The 20514-nt window shown below is 63.3% G+C and carries 22 protein-coding genes; 16 read left to right on the forward strand and 6 right to left on the reverse strand.

Annotated elements, in window-relative coordinates; all coding sequences use genetic code 11:
* Window positions 1-47: 47 nt before the first annotated feature.
* Complete coding sequence (gene mltB / locus RP6297_RS03970) at window positions 48-1172, reverse strand: lytic murein transglycosylase B (RefSeq protein WP_009238644.1); 1125 nt, start codon at window positions 1170-1172, stop codon at window positions 48-50.
* Window positions 1173-1303: 131 nt separating this feature from the next.
* On the opposite strand from mltB, the gene RP6297_RS03975 reads away from it, so the two are divergent.
* From RP6297_RS03975 to RP6297_RS04005, 7 genes are all read left to right on the forward strand, one after another.
* Complete coding sequence (locus RP6297_RS03975) at window positions 1304-2227, forward strand: histone deacetylase family protein (protein WP_009238643.1); 924 nt, start codon at window positions 1304-1306, stop codon at window positions 2225-2227.
* 164 nt (window positions 2228-2391) lie between these two features.
* Window positions 2392-3441, forward strand: coding sequence for a methionine ABC transporter ATP-binding protein (locus RP6297_RS03980; protein ID WP_009277346.1), 1050 nt, complete (start codon window positions 2392-2394; stop codon window positions 3439-3441).
* On the forward strand, window positions 3431-4084 hold the full coding sequence (locus RP6297_RS03985; protein WP_009238641.1) for a methionine ABC transporter permease: 654 nt from the start codon (window positions 3431-3433) through the stop codon (window positions 4082-4084). The genes RP6297_RS03980 and RP6297_RS03985 overlap by 11 nt, the downstream gene beginning before the upstream one ends.
* A gap of 33 nt (window positions 4085-4117) precedes the next feature.
* A complete protein-coding gene (locus RP6297_RS03990; protein ID WP_009238640.1) occupies window positions 4118-4918 on the forward strand; it encodes a MetQ/NlpA family ABC transporter substrate-binding protein in 801 nt (266 codons plus the stop codon).
* Window positions 4919-5107: 189 nt separating this feature from the next.
* Complete coding sequence (locus tag RP6297_RS03995) at window positions 5108-5857, forward strand: electron transfer flavoprotein subunit beta/FixA family protein (RefSeq protein ID WP_009238639.1); 750 nt, start codon at window positions 5108-5110, stop codon at window positions 5855-5857.
* 65 nt (window positions 5858-5922) lie between these two features.
* Window positions 5923-6858, forward strand: coding sequence for an electron transfer flavoprotein subunit alpha/FixB family protein (locus RP6297_RS04000; protein ID WP_009238638.1), 936 nt, complete (start codon window positions 5923-5925; stop codon window positions 6856-6858).
* A gap of 168 nt (window positions 6859-7026) precedes the next feature.
* Window positions 7027-8811 carry an acyl-CoA dehydrogenase gene (locus RP6297_RS04005; protein ID WP_009238637.1) on the forward strand — a complete coding sequence of 595 codons (1785 nt, stop codon included), beginning with the start codon at window positions 7027-7029 and terminating at the stop codon, window positions 8809-8811.
* Between the two features lie 65 nt (window positions 8812-8876).
* Here RP6297_RS04005 and RP6297_RS04010 read toward each other — a convergent pair whose 3' ends face one another.
* Window positions 8877-10166 (reverse strand): D-amino acid dehydrogenase, encoded by a 1290-nt coding sequence (locus tag RP6297_RS04010; protein WP_009238636.1) that lies wholly within the window; start codon window positions 10164-10166, stop codon window positions 8877-8879.
* Window positions 10167-10288: 122 nt separating this feature from the next.
* Here RP6297_RS04010 and RP6297_RS04015 point away from each other — a divergent pair, with 122 nt between their 5' ends.
* From RP6297_RS04015 to RP6297_RS04025, 3 genes are all read left to right on the forward strand, one after another.
* A complete protein-coding gene (locus RP6297_RS04015; RefSeq protein ID WP_009238635.1) occupies window positions 10289-10786 on the forward strand; it encodes an Lrp/AsnC ligand binding domain-containing protein in 498 nt (165 codons plus the stop codon).
* A 64-nt stretch (window positions 10787-10850) separates the two neighbouring features.
* Entirely contained in the window at window positions 10851-12470 is a 1620-nt protein-coding gene (locus tag RP6297_RS04020; RefSeq protein WP_009238634.1) for an alkaline phosphatase D family protein, read from the forward strand.
* An 82-nt stretch (window positions 12471-12552) separates the two neighbouring features.
* On the forward strand, window positions 12553-13677 hold the full coding sequence (locus tag RP6297_RS04025; RefSeq protein ID WP_009238633.1) for a PA0069 family radical SAM protein: 1125 nt from the start codon (window positions 12553-12555) through the stop codon (window positions 13675-13677).
* On the opposite strand, the gene RP6297_RS04030 is transcribed toward RP6297_RS04025, so the two are convergent.
* The 4 genes from RP6297_RS04030 to RP6297_RS04045 form a co-directional block, all read right to left on the reverse strand.
* Window positions 13678-14133: an NINE protein gene (locus RP6297_RS04030; RefSeq protein WP_009238632.1), complete on the reverse strand. Its 456-nt coding sequence runs from the start codon at window positions 14131-14133 to the stop codon at window positions 13678-13680.
* A 187-nt stretch (window positions 14134-14320) separates the two neighbouring features.
* Window positions 14321-14500, reverse strand: coding sequence for a hypothetical protein (locus RP6297_RS04035; RefSeq protein WP_009238631.1), 180 nt, complete (start codon window positions 14498-14500; stop codon window positions 14321-14323).
* 124 nt (window positions 14501-14624) lie between these two features.
* Entirely contained in the window at window positions 14625-15014 is a 390-nt protein-coding gene (locus tag RP6297_RS04040; protein WP_009238630.1) for a hypothetical protein, read from the reverse strand.
* 193 nt (window positions 15015-15207) lie between these two features.
* Entirely contained in the window at window positions 15208-16281 is a 1074-nt protein-coding gene (locus RP6297_RS04045) for a PQQ-dependent sugar dehydrogenase (protein WP_037027451.1), read from the reverse strand.
* Window positions 16282-16426: 145 nt separating this feature from the next.
* Between RP6297_RS04045 and rpsP the strand changes: the two genes are divergently transcribed.
* From rpsP to RP6297_RS04075, 6 genes are all read left to right on the forward strand, one after another.
* Window positions 16427-16681: a 30S ribosomal protein S16 gene (gene rpsP / locus RP6297_RS04050; protein ID WP_004629147.1), complete on the forward strand. Its 255-nt coding sequence runs from the start codon at window positions 16427-16429 to the stop codon at window positions 16679-16681.
* A 133-nt stretch (window positions 16682-16814) separates the two neighbouring features.
* A complete protein-coding gene (rimM, locus tag RP6297_RS04055; protein WP_009238628.1) occupies window positions 16815-17369 on the forward strand; it encodes a ribosome maturation factor RimM in 555 nt (184 codons plus the stop codon).
* Between the two features lie 23 nt (window positions 17370-17392).
* Window positions 17393-18181 (forward strand): tRNA (guanosine(37)-N1)-methyltransferase TrmD, encoded by a 789-nt coding sequence (gene trmD / locus RP6297_RS04060; protein WP_009238627.1) that lies wholly within the window; start codon window positions 17393-17395, stop codon window positions 18179-18181.
* A gap of 73 nt (window positions 18182-18254) precedes the next feature.
* Window positions 18255-18641 carry a 50S ribosomal protein L19 gene (gene rplS, locus RP6297_RS04065; protein ID WP_004629138.1) on the forward strand — a complete coding sequence of 129 codons (387 nt, stop codon included), beginning with the start codon at window positions 18255-18257 and terminating at the stop codon, window positions 18639-18641.
* A gap of 106 nt (window positions 18642-18747) precedes the next feature.
* On the forward strand, window positions 18748-19452 hold the full coding sequence (locus RP6297_RS04070; protein ID WP_009238626.1) for a CoA pyrophosphatase: 705 nt from the start codon (window positions 18748-18750) through the stop codon (window positions 19450-19452).
* A gap of 107 nt (window positions 19453-19559) precedes the next feature.
* On the forward strand, window positions 19560-20501 hold the full coding sequence (locus tag RP6297_RS04075) for a CobD/CbiB family protein (protein ID WP_009238625.1): 942 nt from the start codon (window positions 19560-19562) through the stop codon (window positions 20499-20501).
* The last annotated feature ends 13 nt before the right edge of the window (window positions 20502-20514 follow it).

The following is a 20514-nucleotide window of genomic DNA, read 5'->3' on the forward strand; positions in this document are numbered from 1 at the left end:
AAAAAAGCGCAGCCGAAGCTGCGCTTTTTTGTTGCGTGGACGGCAGATCAACCCTGCATCGCCTGGCGCACGGCCTGGCCCAACTCGTACACCGCCGCCGCATAGAAGAAGCTGCGGTTGTAGCGCGTGAGCACGTAGAAATTGCGCAGCCCGACGCGGTATTCGGTCGGCTGGCCGGGCGTGGGCAGATCGATCATCAGCACTTCGGTTTCCTGCTCGCGTGCGGTATCCACACCCGGAGCCAATGCCAGACCAGCGCGTGTGAGCCTGGACAACGTCATGCCGGGATACGGCTGGCCATCTGCGGCGGCGGCCGCAATGCCCTGGCTATCGGCATCGCCGGCGATGTTCCACATCACGGGGCGGTTCGGCTCCCAGCCATGCATCTGCAGGAAGCGGGCAACGCTGCCAATGGCATCCACCGCGCTGTTGCGCAGATCGATGTGGCCGTCGCGATCGTAATCGATGGCGTATTCGCGAATGCTGGTCGGCATGAACTGCGGAATGCCCACTGCGCCCGCATACGAGCCCAGGACCGAGAACGTGTCCGTGCCCGTGTCGCGGCACCAGAGCAGGAAGTCCTTCAACTGATTGCGGAACATCGTGCTGCGGTCTTCGCGGTTGGGCGTGTCGGGGTAGTCGAAAGCCAGCGTGGACAGCGCGTCAATCACGCGGAAGTTGCCCATGTCCCGGCCGTAGATGGTCTCCACGCCAAGGATGCCCACGATCACATCGGCCGGCACGCCGAATTCGTTCTCGGCGCGGCGCAGTGTGTCGCCGTATTGCTGCCAGAACCGCACGCCTGCGCCGATGCGGATCGGCTCAATGAAGCGGCCGCGATAGGCCGTCCAGCTGCGACGCGCGGGCGTGGCCGGCGGCAGGATCAAGCGCGCCACCGTGGCGGAATAGGCTGTGCCCGCAAACAGCGTATCGAGCGATGTCCGGTCAAAGTTGTACTGCGCGACCAGCATGCCGATGAAGGCCTGCGTCTGCGGGTTGTTGCGATAACGATCGGGATCAATCTCTTCTTCATGCACCGCGACGCGGCGCTTGGACGATTTGGCGGCCTTCTTGGCCGCCAGCGAGAGCGCCGGGAAAGAGAGCGCGGAGAGCGCTGCGCCAGCCACCAGGGCGCGCAATACGGGACGACGGGAAGAAAGCGATTGGCTCATGGGCAGGCTTCATACGGGATCGGGGCATTGTAGCGGATGCATCTGTTGGTTCGGCCAGGGCGCGCGGCGTTGTCGCACAGCCGTGCTAACGTAGCGGCTGGAGACACTGAAGCACACCGGATCACAACAACATGGCGACCGGCCTCTACACGCATCCCGAATTCCTCCGGCACGAGATGGGCCCACACCATCCCGAATGCCCGGACCGCCTGCGCGCGATCGAAGACCAGCTCATCGCCAGCCGCATCGAAGACTTGCTCGTCCCGTGCGAGGCGCCCCCTGCCACCGAGGCGCAGCTGTGTCGCGTGCATCGTGCCGAATACGTGCGCGAGCTGGTAGCCAGTGTGCCGATTGCCGGCTATATGCCGATCGATCCCGACACGTCGATGAACCCGCACACCTATATGGCCGCAGTGCTGGCCGCCGGTGCGGCGGTGGATGCCACCGACAAGGTCATCGCAGGCGAACTTGAAAATGCTTTCTGCAGCGTCCGCCCGCCCGGCCACCATGCCGAGCCTGGCCGCGCGATGGGCTTTTGCTTCTTCAACAACGTGGCCGTGGCCGCGCGTCACGCACTGGAGCATCACGGCTTGCAGCGCGTGGCGATCGTCGACTTTGATGTCCACCACGGCAACGGCACCGAAGCGGCCTTCCGCGATGAGCCCCGCGTGCTGATGTGCAGCATCTTCCAGCACCCGTTCTATCCGTATTCCGGCACCGAGGCGGTGGCGGCCAACATGGTCAACATTCCGCTACCGGCGTATACCAATGGCCTGACCGTACGCGAGGTGGTGGAGACCATCTGGCTGCCGCGCCTGGAGGCGTTCGAGCCCGAGATGCTGTTCATTTCTGCCGGCTTCGATGCGCATCGCGAAGACGATCTGGGCCAGATGGGCCTGGTCGAGGCGGACTACGCCTGGATTACGAAACAGCTGATGCAAGTGGCGCGCAAACACGCCAAGGGCCGGATCGTCAGCTGTCTGGAGGGCGGCTACAACCTCAGCGCGCTTGGCCGCAGCGTGGTGGCGCACGTCAAGGCACTTGCCGAGCTTTAGGCTATCAACGATGACAATTCATTGATGTCATTCGAAAAAGTAATAAAGACATCGTGAAAGAATCGTTCCTAGCATGTGGGGCCTGCCTTACACTAGCGCCTCATTCAAACAAAAAAGAGACGGCAACGGCCTAAGCAGGGCGGTTGCCGTTTTTGTCTGTACGCATGATCGAACTCAAGGGGATATCGCAGCACTTTCGGGGGGCGGGCGGCCATGACGTCCACGCGCTGCGCGACGTCGATCTGACCATCGACCGGGGAGAGATTTTCGGCATCATCGGCCGCAGCGGCGCGGGCAAGAGCACGCTCGTCCGCGTCATCAATCTGCTGAACCGGCCCACCTCCGGCACTGTCACCGTGGCGGGGCAGGAGCTCACCGCACTGAATGCCGATGGGCTGCGCCAGGCGCGCCGCAAGATCGGCATGATCTTCCAGCACTTCAATTTGCTGTCGTCGCGCACCGTGTACGACAACGTGGCGCTGCCGCTGGAGCTGGCCGGCACATCGCGCGAACGCATCCGCGAGATCGTGTTGCCGCTGCTGGAACTGGTGGGCCTGTCCGCACACAAGGATCGTTACCCCGCGCAGATTTCCGGTGGCCAGAAGCAGCGCGTTGGCATTGCCCGCGCGCTGGCGAGCCAGCCCGATGTGCTGCTCTCCGATGAGGCAACTTCCGCGCTGGACCCGGAGACGACGCGCTCGATTCTCGACCTGCTGCGCAAGATCAACGGCGAACTCGGTCTGACTATCGTGCTGATCACACACCAGATGGAAGTCATCAAGCAGGTGTGCGACCGCGTGGCGGTGCTTGACGCCGGCCGCGTTGTGGAACTGGGCCGCGTGATCGACGTGTTTCTGAAGCCCGAGCATGACGTGACGCGCGCGCTCATCGGTGAGGTGATCTCGCAGGAGTTGCCGCCGTCCGTTCTGGCGCGCGTGGAAAGTCGCCTCACCGCGCGTGAGCAGGGTGGCCGTGACCACCTGTTCCGCCTGGCATTTACCGGTGCAGGCGTGGACCAGCCGGTGCTGGCGCAGGCGATCCGCGACTATGGGCTCGACTTCAACATTCTCCATGGCCACATCGACGAGATTCAGGGCCAGGCCTTCGGCTCGCTGGCGATCCTGGCGTCGGGCGAAACCGCTGACATCAACAACGCGATGAACTTCCTGCGCGAGCAAGGCGTGGTGGTCGAGGAGATCAATCATGTGGTCTGACCTGACCGATCTGTTCCTGCCGGCCTTCTGGGAAACGCTGGCCATGGTGGGCGTGTCAGGCGGCATTGGCGCGCTGTTTGGCGTGCCGCTGGGCGTGCTGCTGTATCTGACGACCACGGGTGGCGTGCTGTCGGCACCGGTGTTCAACCGCGTGGCCGGCCTCGTCGTCAATGCCGTGCGTTCGGTGCCGTTCATCATCCTGCTGGTCGCGGTAATTCCATTCACGCGCTTGCTGGCCGGCTCTTCCATTGGCACTGCCGCGGCCATCGTGCCGCTGACGATTGCTGCGATTCCCTTTGTTGCGCGCCTGGTCGAGACTGCGCTGCGCGAAGTGGACCGCGGCCTGATCGAAGCCGCGCAATCGATGGGGGCGACGACGGGCCAACTCGTCTACAAGGTGTTGCTGCCCGAGGCGATGCCCGGCATCCTCGCCGGCCTGACGATCACCTTTGTCAGCCTGGTCGGCTACTCGGCCATGGCCGGTACCATCGGCGGCGGCGGCCTGGGCGACTTGGGCATCCGCTACGGCTATCAGCGCTATGAATCGGACATCATGCTGGCGGTTGTCGTCATCCTGATCGTCTTCGTGCAGGCGGTGCAATCGACGGGCGATTGGCTCGTGCGCCGCCTGAGCCACCGTTAATGACTCAATCGACAGACAAAGCGAGGAAACACAATGAACCGCCGTCAACTGCTGCAATGGTCCGCGAGTCTTGGTGCCGCATTGGCACTGGTCGCAGGCAGCGCCCTGGCGCAGAGCAAGCCGATCAAGATCGGCGTGACCGCCGGCCCGCACGCCGAGATCATGGAAGAAGTGAAGAAGGTCGCCGAAAAGGACGGCCTGAAACTCCAGATCGTCGAGTTCAACGATTACATCCAGCCAAACGCTGCCCTGGCTGCCGGCGATCTGGACGCCAACAGCTATCAGCACCAGCCGTATCTGGACGACCAGATTGCCACGCGCGGCTACAAGTTCGTGAGCGTCGGCCAGACCATCACCTTCCCGATGGGGATCTACTCGAAGAAGATCAAGTCGCTGAAGGAACTGAAGGAAGGTGCGCGCTTCGGCCTGCCGAACGACCCCACCAATGGCGGTCGCGCGCTCTTGCTGCTGCAATCGCAGGGCGTGATCAAACTCAAGCCGAACGCCGGTTTCAAGGCCTCGCCGCGCGACGTGGCCGAGAACCCGAAGAAGCTGAAGTTCGTCGAATTGGATGCCGCGCAACTGCCGCGCTCGCTGGATGATCTGGATGCCGCCGCCATCAACGGCAACTATGCGGAGAAGGCGAACCTGGACCCGACCAAGGACGGCATCGCCATCGAAAGCCCGAAGGGCCCGTATGCCAACGTGATTGCCATCCGCGTGGCCGACAAGGATCAACCCTGGGTCGCCAAGCTCGTGAAGGCGTATCATTCCGACGCTGTGAAGTCCTTCGTCAAGACGAAGTACAAAGATGCGGTGATTGTGGCTTGGTAACCACTTCGTGATCCTTCGGTGATCCGGTAGAGGGTTCTACCAAACAGATTGCCGGACGTTTGACTGGCGTCCGGCAAATTTTCGCGGTTAAAATAGCACGACCGTTCGGAAAAATTACGCGAGCGACCAGCCCCCCTTATAATGGCCGGCGTTTTGCAAAATCGTCTTATCAATTAGTGGAGTGAGCGCATGAAAGTCCTGGTCGCAGTCAAGCGCGTGATCGATTACAACGTGAAAGTTCGCGTGAAGACGGACGGCAGCGGTGTCGATCTGGCCAACGTCAAGATGAGCATGAACCCGTTCGACGAGATCGCCGTGGAAGAGGCGGTTCGCCTGAAGGAAGCGGGCGTCGCTACCGAAGTGATCGCCGTTTCGTGCGGCGTGACGCAGTGCCAGGAAACCCTGCGCACTGCCATGGCCATCGGCGCCGATCGCGGCATCCTGGTTGAAACGAATGAAGAACTGCAGCCGCTGGCCGTGGCCAAGCTGCTCAAAGCGCTGGTCGACAAGGAACAGCCGCAGCTGATCATCCTCGGCAAGCAGGCGATTGACGACGACGCCAACCAGACCGGCCAGATGCTGGCTGCGCTGGCCGGCCTGCCGCAAGCCACGTTTGCCTCGAAGGTGCAGATTGCCGACGGCAAGGCTTCGGTCACGCGTGAAGTGGACGGCGGCCTGGAGACCCTGTCGGTCAAGCTGCCGGCCGTGGTCACCACCGACCTGCGCCTGAACGAGCCGCGCTACGTGACGCTGCCGAACATCATGAAGGCGAAGAAGAAGCAACTCGACACGGTCAAGCCGGAAGATCTGGGCGTGGACGTTGCACCGCGCCTGAAGACGCTGAAGGTGGTCGAGCCCGCCAAGCGCAGCGCCGGCGTCATGGTGCCCGATGTGGCCACGCTGGTGTCCAAGCTCAAGACGGAAGCCAAGGTGCTGTAAGCGGCGGGTTTGTAACCTTCCCGCAACCGCACGCAACTTCAAGCACACCGAACAGGCAGATCAAGATGACCGCACTCGTTATTGCTGAACACGACAACCAATCCATCAAGGCCGCGACGCTGAACACCGTGACGGCCGCCGCCCAATGCGGCGGTGACGTCCACGTGCTGGTGGCCGGCGCTGGCTGCGGCGCCGCTGCACAGGCCGCCGCGCAGATCGCCGGCGTGACCAAGGTGCTGGTGGCCGACGCGCCCCAGTTTGCCGATGGACTGGCCGAGAACGTCGCCGAGCAGGCCCTGGCCGTTGCCGGCAACTACAACCACATCCTGGCGCCCGCCACCGCCTACGGCAAGAACATCCTGCCGCGCGTGGCCGCCAAGCTGGACGTGGCCCAGTTGTCCGACATCACCAAGGTCGACGGCCCGGACACTTTCGAGCGCCCGATCTACGCCGGCAACGCGATTGCCACCGTGCAATCGGCCGACAAGGTGAAGGTAATCACCGTGCGCGGCACGGCCTTCGACCCAGCTGCCGCCACTGGTGGCGCTGCAGCCACCGAAAACCTGACCGCCGTGGCGGACGCCGGCATCTCGCAATTCGTCTCGCGGGAGGTGACGAAGAGCGACCGCCCGGAACTGACCGCCGCGAAGATCATCGTGTCGGGCGGCCGTGGCGTAGGGTCGGGCGAGAACTACACCAAGGTGTTGACGCCGCTGGCCGACAAGCTGGGCGCCGCGCTGGGCGCCTCGCGTGCCGCAGTGGACGCCGGCTTCGTACCGAACGACTACCAGGTCGGTCAGACCGGCAAGATCGTCGCGCCGCAGCTGTACATCGCCGTCGGTATCTCGGGCGCGATCCAGCACTTGGCCGGCATGAAGGATTCGAAGGTGATCGTCGCGATCAACAAGGATCCGGAAGCGCCGATCTTCCAGGTGGCAGACTATGGCCTCGTGGGCGACCTGAACGCCGTCGTGCCGGAGCTGGTGACCGCACTGGGCTAATTGCACTGTGCGACGTGCCTTGGTTAAGGCGCGCCGCAATGCCCGACGCAAAGCCGTTTCCGACCTGTTTGGAAACGGCTTTTTTATACGCAAGCGCCATCAGGAGAGCGCGTCACGCACTCGATGCTGCGCTGTCCTGATCGCGCTTAACGAGAGTTGGAGAGAGACATGACCTATCAAGCCCCCGTCAAGGACATGCTGTTCGTGATGAACGAGCTGGCCGGCCTGGACAACGTCGCCAAGCTGCCCGGCTTTGAGGACGCCACCGCCGATACGGCGCAGGCCGTGCTGGAAGAAAGCGCGCGCTTTACCGGTGAAGTCGTTGCACCGCTGAATGTGGAAGGCGACCGTAACCCGAGCAGCTGGAAGGACGGCATCGTCACGGCCACCGCGGGTTTCAAGGAGGCGTTCGCGCAGTTCGGCCAAGGCGGCTGGCAGGGCGTGCAGCACCCGCTGGAATACGGCGGCCAGGGCCTGCCTAAGCTGATTGCCACGGCGTGCATCGAAATGCTGAATGCGGCCAACCTGTCGTTCGCCCTGTGCCCGCTGCTGACGGATGGCGCCATCGAGGCATTGCTGACCGCCGGCACCGAAGAACAGAAACAGCTTTTCGTCCCCAAGCTCATCTCCGGCGAATGGACGGGCACGATGAATCTCACCGAGCCGCAGGCCGGTTCGGATCTGGCACTCGTGCGCACGCGCGCCGAGCCGGTGGGCGACGGCACGTTCAAAATCTTCGGCACGAAGATCTTCATCACCTGGGGCGAGCACGACATGGCCGAGAACATCGTCCACCTCGTGCTGGCGCGTACGCCGGGCGCGCCGGAGGGTGTGAAGGGGATCTCGCTGTTCGTGGTGCCGAAGTTCATGGTCAATCCGGACGGCTCGCTGGGCGCGCGCAACGATGCGCATTGCGTGTCGATCGAACACAAGCTCGGCATCAAGGCGAGCCCGACGGCCGTGCTGCAATTTGGCGATAACGGCGGCGCGATCGGGACGCTGGTCGGCGAAGAAAATCGCGGCCTGGAATACATGTTCATCATGATGAACGCGGCGCGCTATGCGGTGGGCATGCAGGGCATTGGCGTGTCGGAGCGCGCGTACCAAAAGGCCGTGGCCTATGCGCGTGACCGTGTGCAGAGCCGCCCGGTGGATGGCTCTGCTGCCAAAGCTGTGCCCATCATTCATCACCCGGATGTGAAGCGCATGCTGCTGACGATGCGCGCCATGACCGAAGGCGCGCGTGCGCTGGCCTACGTGGCCGCCGCAGCGTGCGATGCAGGCCATCACTCCGCAGACGATGCTGCACGCAAGCAGAACGCAGCGCTGTACGAATTCCTGGTGCCGATCGTGAAGGGCTGGAGCACCGAGATGTCGATCGACGTGACGAGCCTGGGCGTGCAGGTGCACGGCGGCATGGGCTTTATCGAAGAGACGGGCGCCGCGCAGTTCTATCGTGATGCGCGCATCCTGCCGATCTACGAAGGCACCACGGCCATCCAGGCCAACGACCTGATCGGCCGCAAGACGGTGCGTGACGGGGGCGCGGTGGCGTTGGGCATCTGCGCGGAAATCGCCAAGGTGGAAGCGGCGCTCGCTGCGAAGGGCGGTGCGCATTGCGATGCGATGCGTGCGCGTCTGGCAGCGGGTCGCGAGGCGCTGGAATCGGTGGTGCGATTTGTGGTCGAGCAGACCAAGGCGCAACCGAACGCCGTGTTCGCGGGAAGCGTGCCGTATCTGCGGCTGTGCGGGATCGTGCTGTCGGGCTGGCAGATGGCGCGTGCGCTGCTGGTGGCCATTGACCGCGAGAGCGAAGACCCGAACTTCTACGGCGCGAAGATCGCCACGGCACGCGTGTTTGCAGACGTGTTGCTCACGCAGGCGCCGGGTATCGCACAGTCGATCCTGACGGGCGGCGAGACGATTGGTGCGGTGCCCGAAGCACAGTTTTGAACCGTATCAGCGGAACAAAAAAGGGAGGCTTCGGCCTCCCTTTTTACTGCGTGCGGCGCGGGCGATCAGGCCAGCGCAGGCTTGGTCGCCGGCATCGGCGTGCCGCCCAGGTAGCGATACACCGAGAGGTCATCCGAGCGAATGGCGGGCGAGCGGCCGGACACCAGATCCGCCAGCAGCTTGCCCGAGCCGCAGGCCATGGTCCAGCCCAACGTGCCGTGGCCCGTGTTGAGCCACAGGCCGCGCACTGGCGTCTGGCCCACGATGGGTGTGCCGTCCGGCGTCATCGGGCGCAGGCCCGTCCAGAAGGAGGCGCGCGACACATCCCCGGCACCCGGGAACAGATCGTTGACCACGAACTCCAGCGTCTTGCGCTTGCTCGGGTCCAGGCGCTTGTCATAGCCGACGATCTGCGCCATGCCACCCACGCGGATACGGTCGTCAAAGCGCGTCACGGCCACTTTGTAGGTCTCGTCCAGAATGGTGGACACGGGGCTCTTCGCCGCGTCCGCCATCGGCACGGTGATCGAGAACCCCTTGAGCGGGTAGACCGGCACGTTCACCAGATTCTTCAGGAACGGCGTGCTGTAGCTGCCCAGCGCCACGACCACGAGATCAGCATCGATCGGCTGGCCGTCGACCAGCGCGCCGCGTACGGCGTCGTTCTTGAAGATGAGGCTATTGATCGTGCTGTTGAAACGGAAGCGCACGCCGAGCTTTTCCGCCATCGCAGCCAGGCGCGTGGTGAAGAGCTGGCAATCGCCCGTTTCGTCATTGGGTAGGCGCAAGCCACCGGCCAGCTTGTGGCGGGTCGAGGCCAGGCCCGGTTCACTGCGCACGAGGTCTTCGCGCGAAAGCAGTTCGTAGGGCACGCCAGCACGCTCGAGCACGGCGATGTCGTTCGCGGCGCCGTCGAGCTGTTGCTGGGTGCGGAAGATTTGCAGCGTGCCTTGCTGGCGGCCTTCGTAGGCGATGCCGGTGTCGGCGCGCAGGTCGCGGATGCAGTCGCGGCTGTATTCAGCCAGGCGGACCATGCGCTCCTTGTTCTGCGCATAGCTGGCGGCGTCGCAGTTGCGCAGCATCTGCCACATCCACTTGAGTTGGAAGAGGGTGCCGTCGGGGCGGATCGTCAGCGGCGCGTGCTGCTGGAACATCCACTTGATGGCCTTGAGCGGGACGCCCGGCGCGGCCCACGGCGACGCGTAGCCCGGTGAGATCTGGCCAGCATTGGCGAAGCTCGTCTCCAGCGCCGGACCCGCTTCGCGGTCGACGACAGTGACTTCATGGCCCGCACGGGCCAGGTAATAGGCGCTCGTCACGCCAATCACGCCGCTGCCAAGAACGAGCACGCGCATGGTGATACTCCCCGGAGATGCATTTACGATAGATGCCGCTATCGTATTCGCACAAACCTAGTAATTGTTTCTGTATATTTGACCAAAACAGAAACTACTTCGATTTTGAGGCGTTTTAAGTCATGCGAACCCAGCGCAAGCCCGTCCGGGCACTCGACAAGCTCGATCGGCGCATCCTCGACCTCCTGCAAAAGGACGGGCGCCTGTCGATGAAGGAACTCTCCGAGGCAGTCGGCCTGACCATTACGCCGTGCATCGAGCGCGTCAAACGCCTGGAGCGCGAGGGCTTCATCCTGGGCTATTACGCGCGGCTCAACCCGGCCATGCTGGGAGCGTCGCTGCTGGTGTTCGTGGAGATCAGTCTGGGCAGTAAGTCCGGCAACATGTTCGAGCAGTTCCGGCGCGAGGTGTTGCGTATTCCGGAGGTGCTGGAGTGCCACCTCGTGTCCGGCGATTTCGATTACCTCATCAAGGCCCGCATTCGCGAGATGGGCGAATACCGGCGCTTGCTGGGCGACATCCTGCTGCAATTGCCAGGCGCCGTGCAGTCCAAGAGTTACATCGTGATGGAGGAGATCAAGGAGACGCTGGCCATCGATGTGACGGAAGAGGGCGGGTGACGTAGCGTTGTCACGGAAGCGCTTTAGGCTGGCCGGCAGCTTTATCACCGATAACGGAGCCCGCATGTCCGACCAGCCGATCTTCAAGCCGACCCGCCGCATACTGATCAAGGGTCTCGTTTCCGCTAGCGGCACCGCGATGCTCGGTTCACACATGGGCGAGGTGCTGGCCCAGGGCGTTGCTCCGGCCGCAGTGACGTCCGAGCGCCTGCGTCCGCAATTGCCCGGCGGTGTGATGAGCGGTGATATCACGGCTGACAGTGCCATCGTCTGGAGCCGCACCGATCGTCCGGCACGCATGATCGTCGAATACTCGACGGACGCCGCCTTCAAGAACGTTGCGCGTCGCGTTGGCCCAGCCGCACTTGAAAGCAACGGCCTGACAGCCCGCGTCGATCTGACCGGCCTGCCTGCCGGCGCAGACCTGTTCTACCGCGTGCGCTTCCAGGACCTCGTGCACGATAAGGTCTTCAGCGAGCCGGTTGCCGGTCGCTTCCGCACGGCGCCCGTCCAGGCCAATCGCCCCATCTGCTTCGTTTTCTCCGGCGACGAGGCCGGCCAGGGGTGGGGCATCAACGAGCGTTTCGGCGGCTATCGTCTGTACGAAGCGATGCGCCGCGAATCGCCCGACTTCTTCATCCACTCCGGCGATCAGATCTATGCCGACGGCCCGATCCAGGCCGAAGTGAAACTGCCCGACGGCTCGCTGTGGACCAACTTCGTTACCGAGGCGAAGTCGCACGTTGCACAGACGCTCGACGACTATCGCGGCGCCTTTGCCTACAACCAGCTCGACAAGAACAAGCGCGCGTTTTCCGCCGAGGTGCCGTTCCTCGTGCAGTGGGACGACCACGAGGTGCGCAACAACTGGTACCCCGGCCAGCAGATCGGCCCGGAAGAGAAGCGCTATCAGGAGCGCAGCGCATCGCTGCTGGCGGCCCGCGCGAAGCAGGCGATGTTCGAGTACAACCCGTTCCGTTTCAACCCCGTCGACCCCGAGCAGATCTACCGCGCATTCCGGTACGGCCCGCTGCTCGACGTGTTCATGCTGGACGAGCGCAGCTATCGCGGGCGCAATTCGCCGAACCGCCAGACCCGGCTGGATGCCGATTCGGCCTTCCTCGGTCCGGCACAGGCGGCGTGGCTCAAGCAATCGCTCAAGCAGTCGAAGGCGACATGGAAGGTGATTGCCAGCGACATGCCGATCTCGCTGGTGGTGCCCGATCTGAACCCCGATGTGCCCAAGGGCACCTACGAAGCGTGGGCGAATGCGGATGACGGTGCGCCGTCGGGACGCGAACTGGAACTGGCCGAAATCCTGCGCTTCATCAAGCAGGAAAACATTCAGAACGTGGTGCGGGTGACGGCAGACGTGCACTACGCGCAAGCGACGTACTACCATCCGTCGCGCGCCAAATTCACGGAGTTCAAACCGTTCTGGGAGTTCGTCGGCGGGCCGATCAACGCGGGCACCTTCGGACCGAATGGAGTGGACCAGACGTTTGGGCCGGACGTGCGCTACGTCAGCATTCCCAAGGACAATCCGCAGAACCAGTCGCCCGCGGCGCTGCAGCAATATTACGGCCGAGCCAAGATCGACCCGGCCACGCGCACGATGCTTGTATCGCTGCACGATCTCGACGGCAAATCGCTCTGGGAAGTGAAGCTCGATCCGGAGGCGTAGCCGGCGTCACCCACAGCGCGGTAGGAGCGGATGCGATAGGATCAGCAAGCCCCCGCATCCACTCTGTTCCGCTGTGTCCGATATGTCCGACCGCCGCGTCCCCCGCAAGGGACGCGGTGCCACATCCAGTCTGCAAGGCCGCTTCGAGCGCGACGAACGCACGCGCGTCGATGACGGCTGGCAACCGCTTGTCGGGCATCTCGATCCGGATGAGGCGCCGCCGCGCATCGAGACCAGCGTCTCCATCGAGCGGGCGCGCTCGATCCTCAGCCACAACCAGTCGCCGGATATTCCGTTTGGGGTGTCGCTCAATCCGTATCGCGGGTGTGAGCATGGTTGCGTGTATTGCTTTGCGCGGCCGACGCATGCGTATCTGGACTTATCGCCGGGACTCGATTTCGAGACCAGGCTGTTCGCCAAGACCAATGCCGCCGAGGTGCTGCGCGAAACGCTGGCCAAGCCAGGCTACCGCTGCGAGGCAATAGCGCTGGGCGTGAATACCGATGCATATCAACCGATTGAGCGCGAGTTGCGCATCACACGCGACGTGCTGCAGGTGCTGCACGATTGCGATCACCCCGTCGGGCTGATCACCAAGTCGACACTGATTGAGCGCGACATCGATCTGCTCGCCACGATGGCGGCGAAGAACCTTGTCGTAGCCGCCGTCACCCTCACCACGCTCGACGCTGATCTGGCGCGCAAGCTGGAGCCCCGCGCTGCCACGCCATCGCGCCGCCTGCGCACGATTCGCACGCTGGCCGAGGCCGGTATTCCGGTGGGTGTCAGCGTCGCTCCAATGATCCCCTTTGTTACCGACGACCACATGGAGCAGATCCTGGAAGCCGCGCGCGAGGCGGGCGCCACGTACGCGAGCTACATCGTGCTGCGCTTGCCGAACGAGCTGAACGCGGTGTTCCAGGATTGGCTGATGGCGCATTTCCCCGACCGCGCGCAACGCGTGATGAACCGCATCCGCGATCTGCACGGCGGGCAAGACTACAAGGCGGATTTCGCCACGCGCATGCGCGGCACCGGCATTTGGGCCGATTTGTTGCGGCAGCGTTTCTACAAGGCCGCAGACAGGCTCGGCTTCAGCTACCACCGCTACAACGAACGGGTGCTCGACACCTCGCAGTTCAAGCCGCCCGCGCGTGCCATCAAACCGCGAAAACCGACTGACGAGCGCCAGGGCAGCTTGTTTTGACTACTGCGACAGTTCTTTCGCTGCCTGCACCTGCGTTTCGAAATAGGTCTGAAAGGTGATGGCGAGGCCCGCCATGAGCAGGCCCGTGCCGATCATCAGCGTGAGAATGCTCAGCAGTACGACAGGCCAGCCCGAATGTGTGGGCGTGCCGTCGGGATTGAATTGAGCGTCCCATTTTTCGTCGGGGCGCAAACCGTAGACGAGCGCAGACAGATAGCCCGCCAACACGGAAGCCCCGCCGATCATCGCGCAGACCCAGCCCGGGACGCTCGCCCGCTGGGTGGACCACAGCAGCGCCACGCCAATCACACCGAGCACCATGGCAAGCACTTGCGACCACGCCCAGAAGTCGCGTCCGCCCTTGAGGTAGAAACGATGCGCGCCCACGCTTCCGAACAGGAAGGCGAGCAGCACGGTCAGCAGCTTGGATTTTTTTTGAAGAGCGGTCGTAGGCATAGCGGGCGGTGAACACACGGCGAGACACAGCGCCGCGCATTCTACGCCCAACATCCACCACGGCGCAGCCCAGTGGCGGCGCCGGGAGCGCGTCCTAAAGACGCATCAGCAACGGGGAGAAGAGGCCGTCAGTTCGGCCGGATGCGCACAACGCTGCTCGACGCTTGCGGCAGGTGGGGCAGGATCACTAAATCGGAACCGGACGCAGCGACGGCACGCTCATAGAAATCGTCGTCGATTCCTGCTGCGGCGCCCGATGGTGGGATGCTGCTTCACCGTAGAGCAGGTGAGCCAGCATCAGCATGAATGCCGTGGTCCAGACCAGACCGAGGATAAGCCGCACATGGCGGTGGAGAGGAAATGACATTGGAGCACCTGTTGTCGTTGTGATGGGTGTGATGGCACCGTCGCTTCAAACGTATGCGTGCCACCCGATACGACCCAGGCGTCCCGGCCAAGTTCCGGGATGTGAAATGGGACGGCGACTCAGCTCAACCGCGGCGGGAGCCGTGCCAGTTCCCCTGATCGCCGTTCCCGCGTTCCTGGCGCATACGTTCCTGTTGCTGCCAGTCCCCACGGCCGCCGCCGTCGCGGGGCTGAATCCGACCGTTCAGGCGGTCATCAGCGCGGGCGCGCGCTTCCATCCGCTCCATCTGCGCGCGGATACGGGCGGCCTGTTCGCCTCGGCTGTCCGCGAAGAGTTGCGCCACCAGCGGGCGCGCCCGCGGCATGGTCTGTGCCGCTTGCGTCCATGTGGGCATGGTGGATTCTGCAAAGGCGGCGGCGGTTTGACGCCCCGTTGCGTTGGCAGCCACAGCGCCCGCAGAGGCGACGATCAGAACGCCTGCCGCGAAGGTGCGAAGCAATGCACGGATCGGCATGGCTATCTCCTGTCGGGCAAGAACTCGAAAGCGCGACGCGCCGCGTGCTTCTGGCAGTTGAGAGAGAGATCGACAGCGCGTGTTCATGCCTGTCAATGTAAGGCTTCACTCATCGGGCATCCACTGTCCGAACGTTACCCATGTAACGAGATGTTTCGTGCACGCTTTGCCCGAGCGGTGGGCGACGCAAAGATCATTTCCCGGTGTAGTGGATGCGATACACCGCGCCCGCCAAGTCGTCTGAGACCAGCAGGCTGCCGTCCGGTGCCACGAGCACATCTGCGGGGCGTCCCCAGGCTCTCTCGCCTTGCAGCCAGCCCTGGGCGAACGGCTCCTGCTTCGTGACATTGCCGGCGGCGTCCAGAACGACGCGCACGACGCGGTAGCCCACCTTTGACGATCGGTTCCACGAACCATGCTCCGCAATGAAGACATTGTTTCGGTATTCCGGCGGAAAGCTGCTGCCCGTATAAAAGCGCATGCCTAATGCCGCTACGTGGGCTCCCAGCTTCGCGGCCGGTGGTGTGTAGTCTGAGCACGGATGTCCGGCACCGAACTCAGGGTCCGGAATGTCGCCGGCGTGGCAGAACGGATAGCCAAAGTGCGGATTGGGCTTGGTGATGCGGTTCAGTTCGTCGTCTGGCACGTCGTCACCCATGAGATCGCGGCCGTTGTCGGTGAACCACAATTCGTGCGTGCTCGGGTGCCAGTCGAAGCCGACCGTATTGCGGATGCCGCGCGCCACGAGTTCCAGTCTGCTTCCATCGGCGTTCATGCGCATGAGGTTGGCGTACCGGTTCTCATCGGGGCGGCATATGTTGCAAGGTGCGCCCACCGGCACATACAGCTTGCCGTCCGGCCCGAACGCAATGAATTTCCACCCGTGATGCGTTTCCGTCGGCAGCTTGTCGTTGACGATCACCGGGTCCGGCGGATTACCGAGCCGGCTGTCAATGCCGTCGATCCTCAGCACGCGTGAAACGGCCGACACATAAAGGTTGCCGTCACGCCATGCCACGCCCACCGGCAATTGCAGCCCAGACGCGACCACATGGATCGGCGCATCCGGCGTTTGCAACGACATCGCGTACACCTTGCCCGCGCGGCTGCCTACATAAAGAATGCCGGCTGGAGAGAGTGCCATTTCGCGGGCTGCTGGCATTGCGTCGGTCAGCACTTCGACATGGAAACCCGGCGGTACCCGCACTGACTCGACGGGCAGCTTTGCGAGCGCTGCCGGCCCCGCGCCAAGCCAAGCGGCGAGCACAACCGCCGGCCACAAGCATCGTCCCCGCAAGGCGCGCCAACGGCTACATCGTTTGGATACGCCTAAGTGTTTGTTTGGTCGGAGAAATTGCGCTATACTTGCGCGTTTCTCTGTACGCATATCCAGTTTTTCAAGGAAAAGATCCATGGTCGTGATCCGTCTGGCCCGCGGTGGCTCCAAGAAGCGCCCGTTCTTCAATATCGTTGCGACCGACTCGCGTAACCGCCGTGATGGCCGTTTCATCGAGCGCGTCGGTTTCTACAACCCGCTCGCCGGTGAAGGCGAAGAAGGTCTGCGCATCGTGCAAGACCGCCTGACCTACTGGGAAGGCGTGGGCGCACAGCTGTCGCCGACGGTTGCCCGTCTGGTGAAGCAAGGCGCCAAGAAGGCGGCTGCCTAAGTTTTAGCATGCGTCGATCGACGGTGCCGTCCGAGCACTTCCTGCTGTGACGCGCGCCGCATCGACACGGCCCGGTCCTGTGGCTGCTGCAACGCAGGCAACCTCGCAAAAGGTTGCCGAACGGCTGCAAGCCATGCGCCCGGGCACGGGCACCAACCCGACGCTCCCCGACGATCTCGTCGAGGTGGGTTATGTGGGTGGGGCCTACGGTATTCGCGGCTGGATCAAGGTCCAGTTGCACGGCGACGCCGACGCGCTGCTGAATGCCCGTACCTGGTGGCTCAAGCCGGCTGCTGGCGCACTGGCAACGTCAGCGGACTGGCGGGTGTTTCCCGTTGGCACGTCGCGTGAGCATAGCGGCACGGTGGTGGCGGGTTCGCCTGCCGCACCCGATCGCAATGTCGCCGAAGCTCTGCGCGGCTATGCCGTGTGGGTCAGCCGGGCCGACTTTCCCGAGCCTGACGATGACGAGTTCTACTGGGTCGACCTGATCGGCGCCACGGTTGTCAACGAGCAGCAGGAAACGCTTGGCACGGTGGGTGGCCTGATCGACAACGGTGCGCATCAAATCCTGCGTGTCGTTGGTGAGGGCGAGGTCGAGCGGCTGGTGCCGTTTGTCGAGGTTTACGTGAAGTCGGTGGATGTGGCAGGCAAGCGCATCGTCGTCGACTGGGGTCTGGATTACTGAACATGCGGCCGGAGAATTCGGCGATGCAGTTCGACGTCGTCTCGCTGTTTCCGGATATGTTCCGGGCGCTGACGGACTGGGGTATCACCAGCCGCGCAGTCAAACAGCAGGTGTACACGTTGCGCACCTGGAACCCGCGCGATTTCACGACGGACAACTACCGTACCGTGGACGACCGCCCTTATGGCGGTGGTCCAGGCATGGTGATGTTGGCCAAGCCGCTGGAAGCTGCACTGGACGCGATTCGCCAGGCGCAAGCGCCGGCGGCGTCGCATGTGGTGCTGCTGTCGCCGCAAGGCAAGCCGCTCACGCACAAGCGGGTGATGGAGCTGGCGCAGCTGCCGGCACTCACGTTGCTGTGTGGGCGCTACGAAGCGATCGATCAACGCTTGGTCGACCGTCGCGTTGATGAGGAAATCAGCCTTGGCGATTTTGTCCTCTCCGGCGGCGAGATTGCGGCGATGGCGATCATCGACGCGGTAGTGCGACAGTTGCCTGGCGTGCTGGGCGATGCGCAATCGGCAGTGCAAGACAGCTTCGTCAACGGTCTGCTCGACTGCCCGCACTACACGCGGCCGGAAGAGTACGAAGGTGTGCGTGTGCCCGATGTGCTGCTGGGTGGCCATCACGCCGAGATCGAGAAGTGGCGCCGCCAGCAGGCGCTGATGAACACAATGCGCAAGCGGCCCGATCTCATCGAGGCGGCGCGCAAGCAGGGTTTGTTGTCCCGCAGCGATGAGGTTTTCCTCGCTGCCGCGGCGATAACGGCAAAGGGGTCAGAGGCTTCCGTCCCGGAAGGCTCGGCCAAGTGAAGTTCCCATCCTCTACCGGGGCCGCGGTCTACCGACTGGGCAAAACGCCGGCATGATGGTCAAGGAGAAAAAGATGAATCTCATCGAGCAAATCGAGCAGGAAGAAATCAAGCGACTGACGGCCAACAAGACGATCCCCCCGTTCGCCCCTGGCGACACTGTGATCGTCAACGTGAACGTCGTTGAAGGCACCCGCAAGCGTGTGCAGGCGTATGAAGGCGTCGTGATTGCCAAGCGCAATCGTGGCCTGAACTCGTCGTTCATCGTTCGCAAGATCTCTTCTGGCGAAGGCGTGGAGCGTACGTTCCAGCTGTACTCGCCGCTGCTTGCCAGCATCGAAGTGAAGCGTCGCGGTGATGTGCGCCGTGCGAAGCTGTACTACCTGCGCCAACGCTCGGGCAAGTCGGCACGCATCAAGGAGAAGCTGACCTTCAAGCGCAAGGAAGCCGCTGCGGAGTAATCTGCGCGCGTTGCGAAAAGGCACCTTCGGGTGCCTTTTTTCTCTTCTGCGGCGGAAGATTGACCCCATCTATTTCTTTCGCCCTCGACTCATTCATTCCCATCGTATGCGCCGTCCCGTGTTCGACCCTGAGCAGTTGCCGGTGGTGCCGACCGAGGCATCCTTGCCGGCGCTCGGGCTCGCGCGGCTGACCGCCGAGTTCGTGCGCGAGCGGCTGCAGACGCAGCCCGACTGGCAACCGGAACAGACGGATGAATCCCGCCTGATCGACGCTTCGCTCAAGTTGCGCGAGGCGGCGGTGCTGGTGCCGCTGGTGCAGCGCGAGGCGGGTCTGACGGTGCTGCTGACCCAGCGCAATGCGTCGCTTAGCCAACATGCCGGTCAGGTCAGCTTTCCCGGCGGCGGGCGTGAAGACTTTGATCGGGACATGGTCGACACGGCGCTGCGCGAGACGATGGAAGAGGTCGGCATCAGTGCGGACCACATCGAGGTGATCGGTCGCTTGCCGGACTACATCACCGGAACGGGCTTTCATGTGAGCCCGATCGTCGGATTGCTGGCGCCCGATTTCACGCTGCAACCCGACCCAAGTGAAGTGGCCGAGGTGTTTGAAGTGCCGCTGGCCTTTTTGATGGATCCGGCCAACCACGAAGTGCGCGAGCTGCGGTGGGAAGACCGCGTGCGTCGTTTCTATGCGATGCCTTACCGGCGATCTGGGCGATCTGACCAAGCGCCTGACTCTGGCCACCACTTCATCTGGGGCGCGACGGCGGGCATGCTGCGCAACCTGTATCACCTGCTGGCAGCGTAACGCTGGCGCGAATATGGGCACCCTGTGCGCTGTTGCGCGCACGCTGTGTGCTATCGTCTTGCACATCGCATTCACCGCGTGATTCACGCCCTCGCAACGCCCTTCCAATGACTTTTTTCTCCGTACTCTGCGCGCTGATTCTCGAACAGTTCCGTGCGCTCAGCCGGGACAACCCGATCTACGACGTCGTGCGCGCACTGGCCGCCAGGGCGGAAGAATGGTTCGATACCGGTCATCGTCGCGATGCCGTGCTTGCCTGGTGCGTGGTCACGCTGCCGGCAGTGGTGGTCGTAGCACTGGTGCACTACCTGCTGTCGTCAATCAGCCTTGGGCTGGCGTTCCTGTGGAACGTAGTGATGGTGTACTTGACGCTCGGCTTCCGCCAGTTCAGCCACTACTTCACCGATATCCACGAGGCCTTGCGCAGCGATGACGTTGTCACCGCGCGCCTGCTGCTGAATGAATGGTCGGGACGCGACACGACCGACATGCCGGTCAATGAGATCGTCCGTCACACGCTCGAATGCGCGATTGTGGCGGCACATCGACACGTGTTTGGCGTGTTTTTCTGGTTCTTGGTGCCGATTGGGCCGGCGGGTGTTGTGCTGTATCGCGGCGCTGAATACCTCGCCCGACACTGGAGCGATACGTCCACGGAACGCAGCCCTGCGCTTGGTCTTTTCGCCCGGCAGGCCTTTTTCATCATCGACTACATCCCCGCGCGTCTCACTGCGATCGGCTTCTCCATCGTCGGCAACTTTGAGGATGCCGTGTACGCGTGGCGCAACCGTGCGGCCAAGTGGAACGATGAAGTGAATGGCATTCTGCTCGCGGCCGGCGGCGGAGCGCTTGGCGTCCGGCTCGGCACGCCCATTCCGCAACGCGATTCGGCCGATAGCATTGCCGATGAGGACGGCGCCTATCCGATGGAAGTAGGGCAGGAGCCGAACGTTCGGACGCTGCAGTCGGCTGTAGGTTTGGTGTGGCGTGCTGTGGTGCTGTGGATGCTGCTGCTGGCAATGCTGTCGATTGCCGTGTGGCTCGGCTGATTGGGCACGACAC

The sequence above is a fragment of the Ralstonia pickettii genome (assembly GCF_016466415.2).
Taxonomy (GTDB): domain Bacteria; phylum Pseudomonadota; class Gammaproteobacteria; order Burkholderiales; family Burkholderiaceae; genus Ralstonia; species Ralstonia pickettii.